13 protein-coding genes, 3 tRNA genes and 1 riboswitch are annotated in these 18,440 nt (G+C 56.5%); of the genes, 14 read left to right on the top strand and 2 right to left on the bottom strand.

Annotated elements, in window-relative coordinates; all coding sequences use genetic code 11:
• The first annotated feature begins 54 nt into the window (after nt 1-54).
• Both ligD and V9K67_RS14655 read left to right on the top strand, forming a co-directional pair.
• Entirely contained in the window at nt 55-1,713 is a 1,659-nt protein-coding gene (gene ligD / locus V9K67_RS14660) for a non-homologous end-joining DNA ligase (protein ID WP_336723667.1), read from the top strand.
• 110 nt (nt 1,714-1,823) lie between these two features.
• Nucleotides 1,824-2,696: an SMP-30/gluconolactonase/LRE family protein gene (locus V9K67_RS14655; protein ID WP_336723664.1), complete on the top strand. Its 873-nt coding sequence runs from the start codon at nt 1,824-1,826 to the stop codon at nt 2,694-2,696.
• Between the two features lie 72 nt (nt 2,697-2,768).
• Nucleotides 2,769-2,860, bottom strand: a riboswitch (TPP riboswitch).
• A gap of 59 nt (nt 2,861-2,919) precedes the next feature.
• On the opposite strand, the gene V9K67_RS14650 is transcribed toward V9K67_RS14655, so the two are convergent.
• Nucleotides 2,920-3,780 carry an SDR family oxidoreductase gene (locus V9K67_RS14650; RefSeq protein WP_336723662.1) on the bottom strand — a complete coding sequence of 287 codons (861 nt, stop codon included), beginning with the start codon at nt 3,778-3,780 and terminating at the stop codon, nt 2,920-2,922.
• Nucleotides 3,781-3,924: 144 nt separating this feature from the next.
• Between V9K67_RS14650 and V9K67_RS14645 the strand changes: the two genes are divergently transcribed.
• The 3 genes from V9K67_RS14645 to V9K67_RS14635 all read left to right on the top strand — a co-directional run bounded on the left by V9K67_RS14645 (nt 3,925) and on the right by V9K67_RS14635 (nt 4,282).
• Nucleotides 3,925-3,998 (top strand) — tRNA-Ala (locus V9K67_RS14645).
• Nucleotides 3,999-4,074: 76 nt separating this feature from the next.
• Nucleotides 4,075-4,148: transfer RNA gene (locus V9K67_RS14640), tRNA-Ala, on the top strand.
• A gap of 60 nt (nt 4,149-4,208) precedes the next feature.
• Nucleotides 4,209-4,282 (top strand) — tRNA-Cys (locus V9K67_RS14635).
• A 670-nt stretch (nt 4,283-4,952) separates the two neighbouring features.
• Here the strand turns inward: V9K67_RS14635 and V9K67_RS14630 are convergent.
• Complete coding sequence (locus V9K67_RS14630) at nt 4,953-5,225, bottom strand: DUF4242 domain-containing protein (protein ID WP_336723660.1); 273 nt, start codon at nt 5,223-5,225, stop codon at nt 4,953-4,955.
• A gap of 271 nt (nt 5,226-5,496) precedes the next feature.
• Between V9K67_RS14630 and V9K67_RS14625 the strand changes: the two genes are divergently transcribed.
• The 9 genes from V9K67_RS14625 (at nt 5,497) to V9K67_RS14585 (ending at nt 18,384) form a co-directional block, all read left to right on the top strand.
• Nucleotides 5,497-6,888 carry an SBBP repeat-containing protein gene (locus V9K67_RS14625; RefSeq protein ID WP_336723658.1) on the top strand — a complete coding sequence of 464 codons (1,392 nt, stop codon included), beginning with the start codon at nt 5,497-5,499 and terminating at the stop codon, nt 6,886-6,888.
• A 153-nt stretch (nt 6,889-7,041) separates the two neighbouring features.
• A complete protein-coding gene (pelA, locus tag V9K67_RS14620; RefSeq protein WP_336723656.1) occupies nt 7,042-8,226 on the top strand; it encodes a pectate lyase in 1,185 nt (394 codons plus the stop codon).
• A 132-nt stretch (nt 8,227-8,358) separates the two neighbouring features.
• Entirely contained in the window at nt 8,359-8,967 is a 609-nt protein-coding gene (locus tag V9K67_RS14615) for an RNA polymerase sigma-70 factor (protein WP_336723654.1), read from the top strand.
• Nucleotides 8,968-9,027: 60 nt separating this feature from the next.
• Nucleotides 9,028-10,179, top strand: a complete 1,152-nt coding sequence (locus V9K67_RS14610) for a FecR family protein (protein ID WP_336723652.1) — start codon at nt 9,028-9,030, stop codon at nt 10,177-10,179.
• A gap of 101 nt (nt 10,180-10,280) precedes the next feature.
• Nucleotides 10,281-13,319: a SusC/RagA family TonB-linked outer membrane protein gene (locus tag V9K67_RS14605; protein ID WP_336723650.1), complete on the top strand. Its 3,039-nt coding sequence runs from the start codon at nt 10,281-10,283 to the stop codon at nt 13,317-13,319.
• 19 nt (nt 13,320-13,338) lie between these two features.
• Nucleotides 13,339-14,991: a RagB/SusD family nutrient uptake outer membrane protein gene (locus V9K67_RS14600; RefSeq protein ID WP_336723648.1), complete on the top strand. Its 1,653-nt coding sequence runs from the start codon at nt 13,339-13,341 to the stop codon at nt 14,989-14,991.
• Nucleotides 14,992-15,106: 115 nt separating this feature from the next.
• The gene (locus tag V9K67_RS14595; protein WP_336723646.1) at nt 15,107-16,765 is read left to right on the top strand and encodes a pectate lyase family protein; all 1,659 of its coding nucleotides are present in this window, start codon (nt 15,107-15,109) and stop codon (nt 16,763-16,765) included.
• 83 nt (nt 16,766-16,848) lie between these two features.
• Nucleotides 16,849-17,787: an AraC family transcriptional regulator gene (locus tag V9K67_RS14590; RefSeq protein WP_336723644.1), complete on the top strand. Its 939-nt coding sequence runs from the start codon at nt 16,849-16,851 to the stop codon at nt 17,785-17,787.
• Nucleotides 17,788-17,946: 159 nt separating this feature from the next.
• Nucleotides 17,947-18,384 (top strand): hypothetical protein, encoded by a 438-nt coding sequence (locus V9K67_RS14585; RefSeq protein WP_336723642.1) that lies wholly within the window; start codon nt 17,947-17,949, stop codon nt 18,382-18,384.
• Nucleotides 18,385-18,440 lie beyond the last annotated feature (56 nt).

The following is an 18,440-nucleotide window of genomic DNA, read 5'->3' as shown; positions in this document are numbered from 1 at the left end:
GCACCCGCTCTTATGGCATTAATTTTTGTAGTATCCTCTTCAGAAAACAGTACCGTGAGTTTAAACTTGTACCAGGAAAAAAGAAATTTTTCCAAGACCCCCGAACCGAAAGGGGAGCAGCGCTCCTCGACCGGCCCGTTGCGTTTTGTGATCCAGAAGCACGATGCCTCGCAATTGCATTACGACTTCCGGCTGGAAATGATGGGCTTATTGAAAAGCTGGGCGGTACCCAAAGGCCCTTCGCTGAACCCTTCCGATAAACGCTTGGCAATGGAGGTGGAAGACCACCCCTTTGACTACCGCGATTTCGAAGGGGTGATTCCCGAAGGCAGCTATGGCGCGGGTACCGTAATCGTGTGGGATGAAGGCGTGTACGTGCCGGTCGGCGGCGAAGAGTTGAGCCGGCAGGAGCAGGAGAAAATGCTGATGCGCCAGTTTTTTTCAGGAACGGTGAAATTTACCCTGCAGGGGCAGAAAGTAGGGGGCTCCTTTACCCTCATCCGTCTGAAAAAGGGAGTGGAGCGCTCCTGGTTGCTGATCAAAAGCGCCGACGAGTTTTCCAGCAGCGAGGACATTACCCTGAAGGACCGGTCGGTAAAATCCGGCAGGACCCTGGAAGAAGTAGCCCGGGAACATGGAAAAACACTTCGCCACCCGGAGGAAAAAGAAGCCCTGCCGAAGCGGAAGATCAAAAAGGCCGCCGCTGCCAAAGCTGCCCCGAAGGCTTCCCGGGCCAAAACCACGGCTCCCAAAAAAGGGGTGGTGGTGCACAACAAAAATTTTGACCCGGCTGAAGGCAGGGACCAGCTATTGGTGGTCAACCGCCACGAACTGACCATTACCAGCCTGGACAAGCTTTACTGGAAAAACGAAGGCATCACCAAGGGCCAGATGCTGCGGTACTATTCCGAAGTGGCGCCCTTCCTGCTGCCTTACCTGAAAAACCGGCCGCAGTCGCTGCACCGCTATCCCAACGGCATCAGCGGGCAGCATTTTTTTCAAAAGGACGTGGCGGGCAAGGTGCCGGACTGGATGAAGACGCATGCTGATTTTAGCGAGTCCACCGGCGAAACCGTTCACTACCTGGTATGCACCAACGAAGCAACCCTGTTGTATATGGCCAACCTGGGCTGCATTGAGCTGCATCCCTGGCACAGCCGCGTACAGCATCCCGATAAGCCCGACTACTGCCTCATCGACCTCGATCCCGATAAGGGCAACACCTTCAAGCAGGTGATGGAAACGGCCCTCTTGCTCAAAGAGTTGCTGGACGACCTGAAAGTGCCGGCTTATTGCAAGACCTCGGGGGCTACCGGCATGCACATTTACATTCCCCTGGGCGCAAAATACGCTTACGAGCAGTCGCGGCACCTGGCCGAACTGCTGGTGGGCCTGGTACACAAGGAAATGCCCGACCTCACCAGCCTGGAGCGCAGCCCTGCCAAACGGAAGGGCCGGATCTACCTGGATTTCCTGCAAAACAGCGAGACGCAGACCGCCGCAGCCCCTTATTCCCTGCGGCCGCGGCCGGGAGCCCCGGTATCCACCCCGCTCGACTGGAGCGAGCTGAAAAGGAGTCTTACTCCCGAAAAGTTCACCATCCGCAACCTTCCCGGCCGCCTGCGCACCGAAGGCGACCTGTTCCGGCCCGTCCTGGGCAGGGGCATCAACCTGGACCGGGTGTTGAAGAAGATTGGTTCGCTGGTGTATTGAGAAGAGGGGGTATTGGTTCATTGGTTCATTGGGAATTGGGCGGGGCCTTTGCTTCCCCTGGCTATTTACTTCTTCCGTGTTACCCGGAATATCATCACAATAATAAGCTCATGGTAAGGTTGTATAAAGAAGCATTAAAGGAGGCCTTGCGTACGGATTTCGAACTGCAGGTGCTGGACGGTAGCTGCCAGTTTGCCGAGGGGCCGGTCTGGAGCCCGGAGGGTTATTACCTGTTCAGCGATATTCCTTCCAATGTCATCTATAAAATAGTCCCGGGGCAGCCCAAGTCGGTTTACCTGGAAAAAAGCGGTTGTGCCCGGCCGGAAGATGCCGAGATTTCCTGGATGATGGGATCAAACGGGCTGGCGTTGGACCCGCAGCAGCACCTGCTGATCTGCCAGCACGGCAACCACAGGGTGGCAAAGTATGCAGGCGGCGCCGTCGAGCCGTTGATCACGGAATATGAAGGCCGGTTGCTGAACAGTCCCAACGATATTATTGCCGATGCGAAGGGGCGGATCTTCTTCAGCGATCCGCCCTACGGGCTGAAGGACCAGCAGGCCAACCCGGAAAAATACCAGCAGAAGGCCGGACTGTATTGCTGGCAGGAGGGGGTGCTGACCCGTTTCTGGGACCAGCTGCAGTTTCCCAACGGCGTGTGCCTGTCGCCGGATCAGCAATTCCTGTATGCCGGCACCAGCAAGGCCTTTGAGGCGGGGGTGCTGGAATTCGATGCCGCCACCCTGCGCCTGCGGCGGGTAGTGTGCCGGGAAACGGGCGACGGCCTAAAATGCGACCGCCACGGCAATCTCTATATCAGCAATAAGGAAGGGGTGCTGGTCGTCAACCGGGAAGGGGAGCGGCTGGGCGTGCTTTCCCTGCCTTCGGAACCGGCTAATCTTTGCTGGGGCGGGAAGGATGGTAACGACCTGTTCATTACAGCCCGGAAGAACATATTCCATATCCGGGACCTGCAAAAGTAGAAAGGCGGCTATGGAGCGGGCGTGAAGAATTGAAAAGGCTATAAATGAAAAGAGGTGCTAGTCAGTGACCAGAACCTCTTTTTCTCTCTTCCCTTCGCTGGCATTATCCAGATCAGGTAATGCGGGTATAATCTCAGGTTTTCAAACCACCCCTTGAGAGAATCTGTAAAATATGATTCAGAAATCGTGCCGGAAAGGCGATAACGCGGTGCCCCAATCGGGATTATCCGTTTACGATTTCCCCTCCATTGGGATGCAACACCTGTCCGCTGATATAGGAAGCGTCTTCGCTGGCGAGGAACAGGTAGGAGGTGGCGATTTCTGCCGGTTCGCCCGCCCGCTTCAGCGGTACGTCGGTACCGAATGAGGCAACTTTTTCCCCTTCAAAGCTGGAAACGATCAGCGGGGTCCACACCGGGCCGGGGGCAACGCCATTGACGCGGATGCCTTTTTCGGCCAGGTTGGCGCTCAGGCTGCGGGTAAAGGTGACGATGGCGCCCTTGGTGGCGGCGTAGTCCATCAGGGAGGGGCTGCCGCGGTAGGCGGTTACCGAGGTGGTGTTGATGATGGAGGAGCCCTTTTTCATGTGGGGCAGCGCATAGCGGCAGAAGTAGAAGTAGGGGAAGATGTTGGTTTCGAAGGTTTCGTACAGCTGTTCGGTGCTGATGTCTTCCACGGATTTTTGTTCGGTTTGGGTGGCGGCGTTATTGACCAGGATGTCGATGCCGCCAAAAGCGGACACGGTTGCCTCCACCGCTTTTTTACAGAATTGGTCTTCACGGATATTGCCGGGCAGCAGCAGGCACTGACGTCCTTCTTCTTCCACGGATTTTTTGACTTCGTTGGCGTCCTCGTGTTCGTTCAGGTACACGATGGCTACGTTGGCGCCTTCCTTGGCGAACAGGATCGCGACGGCTTTGCCAATGCCGCTGTCGCCGCCGGTGATCAGGGCGGTCTTGCCTTCCAGCTTCAGGGCGGGTTGGGGGCGTTCGGACTGGGGTTTCGGCGTCATTTTCTCTTCTATGCCCGGCTTGGCCTGCTCTTGGGGCGGGCGTACTTCTTTCGGCTCATTTCCTTTCTGCATAAAATTTTTTTCAGGTTTTATAGAAATTTTTGGGCCAGCTATTGTTTATATCAGCTGGACCCTTATTTTTGCATCCTCAATCGGAAAATGGCTCAGTAAAACGGGTAAATCGGTTGCGAAAAACAAAAGTTCTTGAATTATTATGGGGAATTAGCTCAGCTGGCTAGAGCGCTTGCATGGCATGCAAGAGGTCACCGGTTCGACTCCGGTATTCTCCACAAAAGAAAGCGCCTGGCTTTAATCCTCCAGGCGCTTTTTTATTTCAACTTCAAGATCAACGTTCTTATACCTTTTGGGGAATTAGCTCAGCTGGCTAGAGCGCTTGCATGGCATGCAAGAGGTCACCGGTTCGACTCCGGTATTCTCCACGCTTTAAAGGCTCACTTCGGTGGGCCTTTTTCGTTTTATGCCTTGGCCTTAGTGCCTTTGGGAATTAGCTTTAGCTGGCTGGAGCGTCCCGCTGCAGGCGGGAAGGTCACCGGTTCGACTCCGGTATTCTCCACATTTTTCTTCTTTAGTTTCATGTGAGGAGTTTTACTTGCATGATTAACTTCTTAGGGAAGGACTTAAAGCGCTCTTTGAAATCTTGCATCTTAATGAGGTTATCATTGTGATAATCAGCCATTTTATTCTTCACTATAAAAAAACAAATTTTATGGATCTGATAAAAGCTGTAATTCTTCACTTGATTATAGGTATTTCTTTAACTCATATGTCATTTATTTTTGATGTTATAGGGGGCGTTGGATTGAACGGTGAGTACCAACGGTTACTTTAACGAGATGTAAGTTTCAATATATCTTTAAGTCTGCCTCGGGTTCAATTCCTGAGCTCACCTCTTTGGCCGCCTTATTAGGCGGCTTTTTTTTAGCCTGCTAATAAGGCGCTGATTTATTCAACCTTAGAATGATTTATTCTAAATAGAGCAACACGTATCGCTCTATTAGAGATGTCAAAATCATTAAATTAGATTAGGGGTATGGTTTTGATATTATATAGTTTTCTATGTTCAGGATCAAGCTAAATCAGCTTTTCTCGAATCCATTACTCAAAAAGTATTTCAAACAAAAAGCGAATTTTAAGATTTTTGGAAAAATAAAAGAGATTATCGCAAAAGCAATTTTTGTGATAATCCCTTTTTAGCTTCATCATTGTTGCGGCAGGTTCATAGCTTATTCCGAAGTGGTGGGGTCGATAATGGCTTTCACTTCACTGACGCTGTCCGCCGGGAAGCCGCCCTGACGGGCATGTTCCCGCACCAATTCCTCATTGGGGGCGATATAGACGCAATAAATTTTGTCGCCTGTAACATAGCTTTCGATCCATTGGATCTCCGGCCCTAAATTCCGCAGTACGTCACAGGATTTTTGAGCAACGCTCTTGAGGTCCGAGGCGGAAGAACCGCCTACGTTCGGGATTCCGCGTTCAATTACATACTTGGGCATAGCAAAAGTTTTAGCGGTCAATAAAGCTTTAAATTACGAAAATTCAGGCAGGGGCGGGGTGGTTTTCCGGCGCCTCCCCTTGCCCCTTTTACCAACTGGCTGGTAGCGAGGATGATCCAAAATGGCCCCATAAGTTTTTTCGTATTTTAAATTTTCTGCATACCTTAACGGGACGATTTGCTACCCCTTCGTTCCTGCTGAATAGCCTGCAACCATCCCAAGCCCTTCTTTAGATTTCCTTTTTTACGGCGCTTTTTTAAATACTGCATATATGAAAAAGCTCTACTTTTTCCCAGAGGGGTCCCTGCTGCTGGTCCTGTTGCTCCTGCTGGCCGCCCGGGGAACTGCCCAGCTAACGCCCCATTGGATCAAACGGTACGCCGGCAACGGCGGTACTTCGGCAGATGGGGCAGCCGCCCTGGCCCTGAATACGGCCGGCCAGGTCCACGTCACCGGCATCAGCGGCGGCGACTTCGTCACCATCCGGCACAACGACGACGGCAGCCGTAAATGGCTGGCGCGCTACAACGGCCCGGCCGGCGGCAGGGACGAAGCCATGGCCATCGTGGTGGACGGCGCGGGAAACGTATATGTCACCGGTAGCAGCGAGGGTAAGGGTACCGGCACCGACTATGTCACCATCAAGTACGACGGGGCCGGCAAACAGTTGTGGGCGGCCCGCTACAACGGACCGGCAAACGACCAGGACGAACCGGCGGCCCTGGCAGTGGACGGCTCGGGCAACGTGTATGTAACCGGCCGGAGCACCGGCAGCACGACCAAGCTGGATTTTGCCACCATCAAGTACGATAAAAACGGGAAACAACTGTGGGTAAAGCGCTACAACGGCCCCCTGAACGGCTATGACCGCGCCAATGCCCTGGCCGTGGATGCCAGCGGAAACGTATATGTCACCGGAGGCGCCAAGGTGGACAGCGACGGTTCGGACCCGTACGACCTGACGACCATCAAGTACAATACGGCCGGCGTGCAGCAATGGATCGACCAGTACGACGATGACGGCTTCGACATCGGCAACGCCCTGGTGCTGGACGAGGCCGGCAATGTGTATGTAACGGGAAGCAGCGGTTTTGAGGATGCCGGCAACTATACCACCATTAAATACTCCAACAGGGGGGGGCGCCAGTGGCTGGTTGCTTACCATGCGGATGATTATGACTACGCCAACGCCCTGGCAGTGGACCGGGAGGGCAATGTGTATGTGACGGGCTTCAGCCAGAATGAAGCGGATTTTACCAGTGCCTATTCCACCGTAAAATACAACGCTTCCGGGGTGCAGCAGTGGGCAAAGCAGTACAGCCGGGAACCGGGCGTCCACCGGAATGATGCCCAGGCCCTGGCCCTGGACGGCAGCGGCAATGTGTATGTGACGGGCTATAGCTACAATACGGGCTCGGAGAACGACTATGCCACCGTCAAATACGACCGGAACGGCAACCAGCTATGGGTGGAGCGCTTCAACGGCACCGCCAATGAAGGCGATGCGGCCGTGGCCCTGGCCGTGGATGGCAACGGCAACGTATTTGTCACCGGCGCCAGCACGGGCGCCGGCACTGCTTCGGACTACCTGACCATTAAATATCCGCCCTTCCCCAATAAAGCAGCCGCCCCATGCACCGACAAGATCCTGGCGCTTCAATAACCGCCCCCTGGCTCCGGCTGCCGCCGTTAAAAATGGTTAAAAGAACGGCAAATGGCGGCAGCCGGCGCTATCAGTTCGGGCAGGGCGTGCTAATTTTGACCCGTTTCCAGGCTTCTGCTTTTTCATCCTGAACCCTCCTGGGAAAAATAACCTATGCAAATTTTTAACGATGCTTCCTCCCGGCCCCGCCTTCGGCTGCCGGTTTCCAAACTTTCTTTCCTGGCCGGTCTGCTCCTGCTGCAAGCTGCAGGGCATGCCCAGACCACCATCGATGCCGAGGCCTTTGGCGACAACTCCCGCCACTGGTACGGCATAGCCGATAAAAGCAATATCATCAATCCCCGCCCCGGTCAGCCCCGCTACAAGCCTTCCGACCTGGCCGCGGTAGGCGACAACATCCTGTTGTACCAGCGCAGCAACGGCGGCTGGCCGAAGAACTACGACGTCTTCGCCATCCTGACCGAAGACCAGAAGGACAGCCTGAAGGCGGCCAAAAACCAGCTGCATACCACCTTCGACAACGGCACCACCTACACCCATGTGGATGCCCTGGCCGACGTATATGCCGCCACCCATGCGGATAAATACAAAGAGGCTGCCCTCCGCGGCCTGGACTTTATCCTGGAAGCCCAGTACAAAAACGGCGGCTGGCCGCAGTATTACCCGCTGGAAAACAACTACAGCCGTCGCATCACCTACAACGACGGCGGCATGCTGGGCATCCTCAAATTGTTGCGGGCCATTCATGACGGTGATCCGAAGTATGCTTTCGTGGAGGGCCGGCGCCGCCAGCAGCTGGTAGCCGCCTACCGCTCCGGCCTGGATTGCGTGCTGAAGTCCCAGATCCGGGAAGGGGAGACGCTGACCGCCTGGTGCCAGCAGCACGACGAAAAGTCGCTGGCGCCGGCCTGGGCCCGCGCCTTTGAACCGCCCGGCATCTGCAATGCCGAAAGCTCCGGCATCGTCTTGTTCCTGATGAGCATTGACAAGCCCGGTAAAGACATTATTAAGGCCGTGCAAAGCGCCGTGACCTGGTTTGAAGCCTCGAAGATCTACAACACCAAGGTGAAAACCATCAGCGCCCCGCCCCTGCAAACGCCCTTCCGGCGGTCCGTAGCGGACCGGGTAGTGGTGGTGGATTCGACGGCCCCGCCCATCTGGACCCGCTACTATGAGCTGAAGACCCATCGTCCCCTCTTCTGCAACCGCGACAGCAAGGTGGTGTATTCCCTGGCCGAGGTGGACCGGGAGCGCCGCGACGGCTACGCCTGGTACTCCTATGCCCCCCAGCAGGTGCTGGACCGCTATGCCGCTTGGCAGAAAAAATGGGCTAAGTAATACCGGATGCCGGATTTCGTCTTGCCTCAGGCAGGACGAAATCCGGCATCCGGTATCCCCCTTGCTTTTGGGTCCTTTGGCTGAATGCTGGTTCCTATGTACTTTCATCCTCCATTTTAAGGATATAGGCATATGAATTCCGGATACATAAGGGACCATAATGGGGATGAAGTTTGCTTTCGCGATATCCGGACCGGTGATGCCCCCTTCGAACGGTTTTTTAAACAGGAATTCACGGCCGTCTGCGCCTGGTGCCAGTATAAATTCGGCTTCGACCTCGACGATGCCAAGGAGATCGTCCATACCGGCTTTATCAAAGTATGGGGCGCCCGCCAGGAGCAGCCCGACAGCCAACCCGTAAAAGCCTTCCTCTACCGGGTAGTAACCAACAGCAGCCTGGACCTGCTCAAACACCAGAAAGTAAAACAAAAACATGAGCGCTACGTGCAGCAAATGGGCGACGCCGTGACGGCGGACAGCTTTGACGCGGCCGGCCTGCAGGGACTGGAAGCCGCCGTTGAGGCCGCCATTGCTGCCCTGCCCGAACAAATGCGCCGCATTTTTATCCTCAGCCGCTACGAAGAACTGAAATACGCCCAGATCGCCCAACAGCTCGGCATCTCGGTCAAGACCGTCGAAACCCAGATGAGCCGGGCCCTGGCAAAGCTCCGCACCGCCCTGTCCGGCTACCTCCTGACCTTCCTGCTGGTCCTGGCTTTTTGCCTTTTTCTAAAAAAGTAAAAATTTTTTCATTCCCGTGTAGGGGTAACCTTTCCCTTACTCGTAATTACCATACAGCGCATGGAAAACAGACAAGAATATGATGAGTTACTGACAAAGTATTTGTCAGGGGAAGCCGATGCGGTGGAAGAAGGGTTGGTAACAGCCTGGCTGGAGGCCGACGAGCAAAACCTGCAGTACTTCGGAGAGCTGGAAAAAGCCTGGCGCCTGGCCAAAGTGCGGGAGACGGTCAACCGGATCAACGTGGAAGAGGAGTGGAGCCGGTTTGAGCAAACCATTTCGGGCTCCAAAGTGGTGCCGATGACCGAATCCGGGTACGCCTATGCCGATGAAGCGCCCCGAGGGGGCCGCAGCCGGCTGTATAAAATCGTGGTGTCCGTTTCGGTGGCGGCCTCCGTGCTGCTGGTGCTGGGACTGGGCTACCGCCTGCTGTATCCCGAACAGCCGGCCGGAGGACCGGTAGCCAAAGAAGATACCGTGACGAAAGAGGCGCCGCTGGCAAACGTGCGGCACGAATGGAATGCCACGGGCACGGAAAAACAAATCCGCTTGCAGGACGGCTCGGTGATCATCCTGGCCCCCGCCAGCGGGGTGGATTTTTCCGAACCCTTTGCCCCGGGCCGGCGCGACATCACCCTGGAAGGGGAAGCCCGCTTCCGGGTAGCCAAAAATGCAGCCCGGCCGTTTACGGTCTACAGCGGCGACCTGTCGACTACCGCCCTGGGAACGGAATTCACCGTGACCGCTTTTAAAAAGGCGCCCCGCATCAGCGTACGCCTGTTTGAGGGTAGGGTAGTGGTGCGGTCGGTGCCGGACGCCAGGCGGCAGCTGCGGCAGGACTATTTCCTGGCCCCCGGCCAGGAGCTGGAGTACGACACGAAAACCACCACCGCCCGGGTGCACGGCTTTGCCCGGGACGCCGCCAAGCCGGGAGCCGCCGCGGAAAGCCTGTCCTTCGACGATCCTTCGGTGCCGGAAAACAACAAAGGCTCGTGGTATATGTTTACCAACCAGTCGCTGGGCAAAACCTTTGACCAGCTGGAAATGCTGTTCAACGTGAAGATCGTGTACCGGCCCAAAGACGTCCGGGACATTTACTTCACAGGCAAATACGAGCGTTCGGATTCTTTGGAAATTATATTAAGTGATATCGCCGCCATGCACCACCTGACGGTCAAGAAAAAGGATTCTGCCTATATCATCAGCAAATAATATCCGGATTCATCAACTAACGCCTCCTGCCTCATAGCGGGTGGAACGGCCAGCCCTGCTGGCGGAAGGACTTTTATTGTTTTTTAAAAATTGCAAGCTATATGAAGTTTAAACCGTTTTCCTCCGGGCCCGTTCTATTGGCCCTCCTCTTTCTTCTTCCCTTTCTCCAGCCATTCGCTGCCCGGGCGCAGGAGCGCTCCAGCCAGGTAAAAGGCATCGTAAAGGGCGCCAATAACGAACCCCTCTCCAACGTTTCCGTAGTGCTCCGCAACCGCGTCGCCAACTTTATGTCGGGCACTGTTTCCGATACGTCCGGTATCTTCTTCTTTCCCAGCGTGCCTGCCGGAGGCCCCTACAGCATTTCCTTATCCATTGCGGGCTACGAGGCCCAGACCCTGTCGGGCTATACCCTGAAGGCCGGTACCACCTTTTCGTTGTCGGTAGACATGAAGACTTCGGTGCGGTCCATGGACGAAGTGGTGGTTGTGGGGTACGGCACGGTGAAAAAGCGCGACCTCACCGGTTCGGTGGTTTCCGTAAAAGGAGCCGAGCTGACCAAGGTGCCGGTTACCACCCCCATGGAAGCCATCCAGGGCAAGGTGCCCGGCATGGATATGTACCGCGATAACGGCTATGCCGGCGCCAGCCCCAACATCCGGATCCGGGGTACCCGTTCCATTGGTAATCCTGGCAGCTCCAACAATGTATTGTACATCGTGGATGGCGTGCAGGGCGTAAACCCCACCGATATCAACCCCAACGACATCCAGTCGATCGAAGTGCTGAAGGATGCTTCTTCCACGTCCATTTACGGCTCCCGAGGCGCTAACGGCGTTGTGCTCATCACCACCAAAAGGGGCACCAGCGGCAAGCCGAAGTTATCCTTCAATACCTATTCCGGTATTTCCAGGGTAGCCGGTTATGGCGAGTTCCAGAGCGGTCCCGAATACGTAGCGTTCAAACGGGAAGCTTTCCGGGCAGCCGGTGTGTGGAACAGCCCTGCCGACGACGCCAAGGTGTTCAATCCGGCCCAGCTGGCCGCCATCCAAAAGGGGCAATACGTGGACTGGCAGGACCAGTTGCTGAACAATGGTGCCCAGCAGGACTACCAGGTCGGCGTTTCCGGGGGCACCGACAAGACCAAGGTGTATTTTTCCGCCGGTTACTACCACGAAAAAGGCCTGCTGAAGCAGGACGAATACAAGCGCTATACCGGCCGGTTCAATATCGACCAGACCATCAACAGCTGGATGAAAGCCGGGATCAGCTCGCAACTGGCCCATATCGACAACGACGTACGCCGCGATCCCTTCAACCAGGCTTCCAAAACACCGCCCATCGGTTCGGCCTATGATTCCGCCGGCAACTTTATCCTGTGGCCCAACGGCGGCAGCGATATCAACCCGCTGGCCGACCAGCAGCCCGGCCAATGGGACCGGAACGTAAAGACCAACCGCTTTTCCGCCACCGCCTACCTGGAGCTGACACCCCTTAAAGACCTGAGCCTCCGCTCCAATTTCTCCACCACCCAGTCCGGCCAGGTGCACGGCTGGTATTATGGAAAAAATACCATCGACGGCAAAGGCGCCAACTCGCAGTCGCAGATCACCAACAGCCAAAGCAGCTTTTTCATCTGGGAAAACCTGCTGAATTATAAAAAGGAGATCGGTGACCACTCCCTGGCCTTTACCGGCGTGACCAGCTACCAGCAGCAGGTGAACACCAACAGCTTTGCCGGCGGCCGCAACCAACTGTTCCCGCACCAGTCGTTCTACAATATCGGTAGCGCTTCCCAGCAGCCTTTCTGGGGCAGCGGCTACAACAAGCAGAACCTGGTGTCCTTTACGGGCCGGGTCAACTATGGCTACCTGGGCAAATACCTGCTGACCCTGACCGGCCGTAGCGATGGTTCTTCCAAACTGGGACCCGGCAACAAGTGGGCGTTCTTCCCCTCGGCCGCCCTGGCCTGGAGGATCGCCGACGAGGATTTTATGAAAAATACGAACCTCTTCAGCGAACTGAAACTGAGAACCAGCTATGGTGTTTCGGGCAATGACGTGATCAACCCCTACGGCACGCAAAACTCCCTGACCCAGATCCCCTTCTCCTACGACGATGCCAATGCCGCTATCGCTTACGGCATCAACCCCACCATCAGCAACGACGCCCTGGAGTGGGAGATGACCGCTACCAAGAACGTCGGCCTGGATTTCGGCATCCTGAAAAACCGGATCAGCGGTACGATCGAATATTACGATGCCCGCACCTATAACCTGATCTTCCCGTATACACTGCCCGGCTCCACCGGTGTGTCCACCATCAACCGCAACGTAGGGGAAATGAAGAACCGCGGTGTCGAGCTGGGGCTTACCACCCAGAACATCGTAGGCAAGGCGTTTACCTGGTCGAGCAATATCACCTTTACCCGGAACCGCGAGAAGATCACCTCCCTGCCCAACGGAAATGTCATCGCTAACGATTACCGGCAGTCGCTGATCCTGGGCTATTCCCCGACCATTTACTACGATTATAAAAAGATCGGCATCTGGCAACTGGGTGAAGAGGCCGAAGCCGCCAAATACAATGCGCTCCCCGGCGATATCAGGATCGCCGACCTCTCCGGTCCCGATGGCAAGCCCGACGGCGCCATCACCGCCCACGACCGTACCTTTATCGGCACCCGGGTGCCCAAATGGACCGGCGGCTTCAGCAATGACTTCAAGTACAAAGGCTTCGACCTGAACGTCTTCTTCTTTGCCCGTGTCGGCCAGTGGATGAGTTCGGATTACTATGCCAAATTCGTGCGCAACGGCAGCCAGAACGGCTCGCGTGTGGATTACTGGACGCCGGAAAACCCCACCAATGCCTATCCCCGTCCGCATGCCACCCGCAGCTCCTCGTATGTGACCACGCTGACCGAGTTTGAAAACTCCTACGTGAAGCTGCGCAACGTGACCCTGGGCTATACGCTGCCCAAGGCCCTGAGCGACCGCTTCAAAATGGACAACCTGCGGGTGTATGTATCCGGCAAAAACCTGGGCTGGATCTCCAACAAAAAGGACTTCGATCCCGAGAGCGAGGGGATCATCGACCAACCCCTGTCCAAATTGTTTGTTGCCGGTTTAAATGTCTCTTTCTAACGATTAATGTAAGCACATCATGAACATCAAGAAATTCTCTATAAAAAAGATCGTCCCCTTCCTGCTGGTGGTTTCCGCCTCCGTATCCTGTAAAAAATCCCTGGAAGAATTCAACCCCAGCGGGGCAACGGCCGAAAGCCTGTTTAAGACCCCCGAGGGTTTTGAGTCGGGTGTAAATGCCGCCTATACCTATAACCGCAACCTGTACGGAAAAGAAGAAGGCTACGCCCTGCTGGAAATGGGTACCGATATCTGGACCAACGCGGCCTTTAACGGCAGCACCGGTGTCAACGGGATCTTCCCCCAGACGCCGCTGACCACCTACCAGGGCCTGATTTCCGACAACCTGTGGGTGAATACCAAAATGTGGCAGCCCTGTTACGCGGCCATAAACCTGGTCAACACCGCGCTGAAGTCGATCAACGAGGCCGGCTTGAGCGCTACCCGCAAGCCTGTGCTGGAAGGCGAGCTGCGCTTCCTGCGGGCCTGGTATTACTATCACCTGGTGGAAACCTTCGGCAACATCCATTTTACCCTGGAGCCCACCGAATCGATGGTGACCACTGCCAACCGCACCGGGGCCGAAACCGTGTACAACCAGATCTTTGCCGACCTCGATTTTGCCGTTGCTAACCTGCCCAACACCACCGCCGACTATGGCAGGGCCACCAAACCCGTAGCCGAAGCCTTCCTGGCTAAAGCCCTGCTGACCCGCGGACGCCACCAGGAGGCCAGCAACTATGCGAAGAAAGTGATCACCGACTACGGTTTCCGGCTGCTGCCCAATTATGCCGACCTCTGGAAAATGAACAACCAGAAGAACGCGGAAGTGATCTGGGCGGTGAACTACTCCACCAACCTGGCTTTCAACGCGGGCAGCAACCTGGGGCACAGCCTGTTCCTCATGGAGTACAACACCCTGCCGGGTATGCTGCGCGACGTGGAAAACGGCTTCCCCAACGTCCGCTACATGCCGACGCTGCACCTGCTGCAGGCGTTTAACGAGCAGAACGACGCCCGTTATAACGCCTCCTTCAAAACGGTCTGGTATGCCAACCAGCCGGATGCCTCCAAGCGCCCTCCCGGGATGAACCTGGGCGATACGGCCGTGCTGGTTTCCAAAAAAGCGATTCCCGCAGCGGATCGTGCCGGCAAGAAGTACACCATCTATGACGTCAACGACGTGTATGGCGCCAACGGCACGCCTAAGGATCGCTTCCATTATGTATCCCTCAAAAAGTTCGACGATCCCACCCGGGCCTCGGCCACGGAGCCCCAGAGCTCGCGCGATGTGTTCGTCATCCGCCTGGCGGAGCTATACCTGGTAGCCGCCGAAGCGCAGTTCCGTCTGGGAAAGACGGACTCGGCCGCCTACTTTATCAACGAGGTGCGCAAGCGCGCCGCCCTACCCGGCAGGGAAGCCGCCATGCAGATCGCGCCCACCGATGTCTCCCTTGATTTTATCCTCGACGAGCGGGCCAGGGAACTGGCGGGCGAGCAGGTGCGCTGGTACGACCTGAAACGGACCGGCAAGCTGGTGGAGCGGGTAACCGCTTACAACCCCGACGCGAAGCCGAACATCAAGGCCTTCCACGTACTGCGGCCCATTCCGCAGGCCCAGCTGGATGCCGTCACCAATAAAAAAGAATTCATCCAGAACGACGGGTATTAAGCCCGCGCTCCGGAAAACGCTGTCAGATACAAGCAAGCAAGTGACGGGGGATCGGTTTTCCTTTCCCCCCTTCTTTTTAACTTAAAAGCATTTAAACCCTTACGATAAGCGCATAATGAAAAAGAACCTCCTCCCGATCGCCCTGTTCGCGGCCGCCCTGGGCGCGGCCCCCGCCGCCAGGGCTCAGTACCCCACCATCCCCCCCGACGTGCAGGCCAAGTCCGACGCCTTTATGGCCGAAGCCGACCGCCGCGCCGACGCGGCCTGGGCCAAGGCCCTGCCCATCATTGAACAGGAAGCCAAAGCCGGCAAACCGTTTATTCCCTGGGCCTCCAAGCCCTCCGACCTGCCGCAGGCAAAAATTCCCGCCTTCCCCGGCGCGGAAGGCGGCGGCGCCTACTCCTTTGGCGGCCGCGGCGGTAAAGTGTTCGTGGTCACCAGCCTCGAAGACAGCGGTCCCGGCACCCTTCGGGAAGCCTGCGAGCAGGGCGGCGCCCGCATCGTGGTGTTCAACGTGGCCGGCATCATCCGCCTGAAAAGCCCCATCGACATCCGCGCTCCCTATATCACCATTGCCGGCCAGACGGCGCCCGGCGACGGCGTGTGCGTGGCCGGCGAATCCGTTTGGATCGATACCCACGACGTGGTGATCCGCTACATGCGCTTCCGCCGTGGAGAGACCAACGTAGGCCGCCGCGACGACGCCCTGGGTGGCAACGGCGTGGGCAACATCATCATCGACCACGTATCGGCCTCCTGGGGCCTCGACGAGAACATGTCGATGTACCGCCACGTGTACGACCGCAAGGACGGCTCCAAGGGCGAAAAGCTGCCGACCGTGAACGTGACCATCCAGAACTCCATCTTTTCCGAGGCCCTGGATACCTACAACCACTCCTTCGGCAGCACCATCGGCGGGCTGAACAGCACCTTCATGCGCAACCTCTGGGCGAACAACATCTCCCGCAACCCTTCCATCGGCATGTACGGCGACTTCGGCTTCGTGAACAACGTCGTGTTCAACTGGTGGAACCGCTCCGCCGACGGCGGCGACCATAAATCGCTGTTCAACTTTATCAACAACTACTACAAGCCCGGTCCCATGACCCCCGTGGACAAACCCGAAGGCTACCGCATCCTCAAGCCCGAAGGCAACCGCGACCAGTCGGCCCCCGAACAGTACGGTAAGGCCTACGTGGCCGGCAACATCATGGACGGCAATGCGCGCGTGACCAAAGACAACTGGGACGGCGGCGTGCAGATCGGCGACAAGCCCAACGCCGGCGCGTTCACCAGCCAGATCCGCGTGGATAAGCCCTTCCCTATGGCCCCTGTAGTGACCCTGTCCCCCCAGGCCGCCTACCAGTACGTACTGCAGAACGTGGGCGCCTCCCTGCCCCAGCGCGACCCGGTGGACCGCCGCATCGTGGAGGAAGTGCGCTCCGGAAAGATCGAGCCCCGCTCGGGCGGCCGCGTCTTCACCCCCGAGTACGTAAAGCGCCGCCTGCCCGAGGATTCGTACAAGAAAGGCATTATCTACGACATCAGCCAGGTGGGCGGGTATCCCGAATACAAGGGCACGCCTTATAAAGACGCCGACAACGATGGCATGCCGGATGCCTGGGAAAAGAAGGTGGGCCTGAACCCCAACAGCGCTGCCGACGCCTCCCTCGACCGCAATAAGGACGGCTATACCAATATTGAAGAATACCTCAACAGCGTCGTGCCCCTGCAGCAGGTAAAACCCGGCGCCGCTTCGGCAAAAACCAAATAAACCGTTACCGGTTCCTTTCCCTTCCTGTTCCTCTGCCGGGGGCGGGAAGGGGAGAACCCTCGGAACGCTAAAAGTTCAGCAATATGTTGGTGACAGAACAACGGATGACCACCGATGTGGTAACTACCGGCGCCGCGCGCCGGAACCGCTGGCACGGCCTGGGGCGCCGCCATATCGAGATCCCCCGGCCCGTCATGAAGGATCGTGTGCAGAACGACTCCTGGCTAAAGCAACTGCACATCTCCAGCCTGGGGTATTATCCCAAGGCCTCGGGCCATTATACCTACCGCAAAAAGGGGCTGGACGAGAACATCCTCTTTTTTTGCGTGGACGGCCACGGCTGGTTCAAGTCGGGCGACCGCAAATACCGGGTAGGACCCAATGAGATGTTCATCCTGCCGCAGCATACCGAGCATGCCTACGGCGGGTCCGACGAGGATCCCTGGAGCATTTACTGGATGCATTTCGGCGGCGAGCAGCTGGCGCATTTCAACTCCCTGCAGGCCGTGCAGGCCTACTTTCAGCCTTCCTTTGTCAAAGGCGGCGGCGAGGTGGTGGCCCTGTTTTCGAAGATGTACCAGACCCTGGAGTTGGGCTACAGCACCGACAACCTCCTGTTTGCCAACATGTGCCTGTCGCACTTTCTCTCCCTCTTCCTCTACAACTCCCGCCACGCGGAGGTGCAGGCCGCCCCGCCCAAAATGGACACGGTGGACAGCGCCATCCATTACATGCACGAGCACATCAATGAGAACCTTTCCCTCATAGAGCTGAGCCGTATCTATAATTATTCCCCCTCGCGGTTTTCCAGCCTGTTCAAGCAGAAGACCGGCTATGCCCCCATCGATTATTTTATCCAGATGAAAATGCAGAAGGCCTGCCGGGAGCTCGACTTCAGCGACCGCCCCAGCAAGGAGATCGCCTTCGACCTGGGCTTCGAGGACCCCTGCTACTTTTCCCGCCGCTTCACCAAGGTCATGGGGATGTCTCCGACCCAATACAGGAGTATCAAGAAAGATTAGTTTACTGAGTTTACAAGTTTACGAGTTTACGAGTTGCTGGCGCCCGTCAGGAACTCGTAAACTCGTAAACGCGTAAACTCGTAAACTTATAGTAAATTACCGGGTGCAATTTGACGAATCCGCGAACCGTCCGGCCCTACATTTTTAAATTTTTGAGCTATGATGAAACAGATCGAAAAATTGACTCCTGAAGACCAGGCGCTGTTATTCAAAGCCCCCGCCCTGGTATCTGTGCTGGCCTCCTGTTCCCGCAACGAAGTCGACAGGCAAAAGCAGGCCGATGCCATCCGCCTGGCCCACCTGAAGACGTATACCGCCGACCCCTTGTTGCAGCCGTATTACAAGGAGGTGGAGAAACATTTTAAAGAGCAGTTTGAAACCCTGGTGCAACAGAACGCTCCCTTCGATGAGGCCCATCGGCAGGCCCTGATCGACGAAATACACCGGGTGAACCAGGTGATCAGCAAGCTGGATCCCTTCTATGCCAAGAAACTGCACCATAGCCTGGAGAATTATGCCCATCATGTGAAGATGGCCTCCTTCAGTGTTTTCCAGGATTTTTTGTTCCCGATGCCCATTCCGGGGCTTTCGGCCTAAGCATCAGCGGCTTGTTTGCCGGCTTCCTGTTTCCCCCGGCAGGGGCGGGGGGAAGG

Source organism: Huijunlia imazamoxiresistens (genome assembly GCF_037132455.1).
In the GTDB taxonomy this organism is placed as follows: domain Bacteria; phylum Bacteroidota; class Bacteroidia; order Chitinophagales; family Chitinophagaceae; genus Flavisolibacter; species Flavisolibacter imazamoxiresistens.
The sequence above is the reverse complement of the archived record's forward strand: the minus strand, read 5'-3'. Positions and strand labels throughout refer to the sequence as shown.

Excerpts from the sequence above, each read along its gene's own strand:
- pelA (WP_336723656.1), top strand. The coding sequence starts at position 7,042 with ATGCAAATTTTTAACGATGCTTCCTCCCGGCCCCGCCTTCGGCTGCCG.
- V9K67_RS14605 (WP_336723650.1), top strand. The coding sequence starts at position 10,281 with ATGAAGTTTAAACCGTTTTCCTCCGGGCCCGTTCTATTGGCCCTCCTC.
- V9K67_RS14625 (WP_336723658.1), top strand. The coding sequence starts at position 5,497 with ATGAAAAAGCTCTACTTTTTCCCAGAGGGGTCCCTGCTGCTGGTCCTG.
- V9K67_RS14610 (WP_336723652.1), top strand. The coding sequence starts at position 9,028 with ATGGAAAACAGACAAGAATATGATGAGTTACTGACAAAGTATTTGTCA.
- V9K67_RS14650 (WP_336723662.1), bottom strand. The coding sequence starts at position 3,780 with ATGCAGAAAGGAAATGAGCCGAAAGAAGTACGCCCGCCCCAAGAGCAG.
- V9K67_RS14655 (WP_336723664.1), top strand. The coding sequence starts at position 1,824 with ATGGTAAGGTTGTATAAAGAAGCATTAAAGGAGGCCTTGCGTACGGAT.
- V9K67_RS14615 (WP_336723654.1), top strand. The coding sequence starts at position 8,359 with ATGAATTCCGGATACATAAGGGACCATAATGGGGATGAAGTTTGCTTT.
- V9K67_RS14595 (WP_336723646.1), top strand. The coding sequence starts at position 15,107 with ATGAAAAAGAACCTCCTCCCGATCGCCCTGTTCGCGGCCGCCCTGGGC.
- V9K67_RS14630 (WP_336723660.1), bottom strand. The coding sequence starts at position 5,225 with ATGCCCAAGTATGTAATTGAACGCGGAATCCCGAACGTAGGCGGTTCT.
- V9K67_RS14585 (WP_336723642.1), top strand. The coding sequence starts at position 17,947 with ATGATGAAACAGATCGAAAAATTGACTCCTGAAGACCAGGCGCTGTTA.
- V9K67_RS14600 (WP_336723648.1), top strand. The coding sequence starts at position 13,339 with ATGAACATCAAGAAATTCTCTATAAAAAAGATCGTCCCCTTCCTGCTG.
- V9K67_RS14590 (WP_336723644.1), top strand. The coding sequence starts at position 16,849 with ATGTTGGTGACAGAACAACGGATGACCACCGATGTGGTAACTACCGGC.